This window comes from Paenibacillus sp. F024, assembly GCF_057814255.1.
On the sequence record NZ_JBVASZ010000102.1, the window covers coordinates 1 to 440 of the forward strand.

A 440-nucleotide genomic window follows, 5' to 3' on the forward strand; every position below is an offset into this window, starting at 1 on the left:
AGTTGGGCACTCTAAGTTGACTGCCGGTGACAAACCGGAGGAAGGTGGGGATGACGTCAAATCATCATGCCCCTTATGACCTGGGCTACACACGTACTACAATGGCCGGTACAACGGGAAGCGAAGGAGCGATCTGGAGCGAATCTTTATAAGCCGGTCTCAGTTCGGATTGCAGGCTGCAACTCGCCTGCATGAAGTCGGAATTGCTAGTAATCGCGGATCAGCATGCCGCGGTGAATACGTTCCCGGGTCTTGTACACACCGCCCGTCACACCACGAGAGTTTACAACACCCGAAGTCGGTGGGGTAACCGCAAGGAGCCAGCCGCCGAAGGTGGGGTAGATGATTGGGGTGAAGTCGTAACAAGGTAGCCGTATCGGAAGGTGCGGCTGGATCACCTCCTTTCTATGGAGTCCATGTCGTCTGCAGGGCGACGGACA

At 55.9% G+C, this 440-nt stretch carries 1 rRNA gene; it reads left to right on the top strand.

The features are described 5' to 3' along the window. Positions 1-405: ribosomal RNA gene (locus ACZYR9_RS27565) — 16S ribosomal RNA — on the top strand; the annotation flags it as partial. Between the last annotated feature and the right edge of the window lie 35 nt (positions 406-440).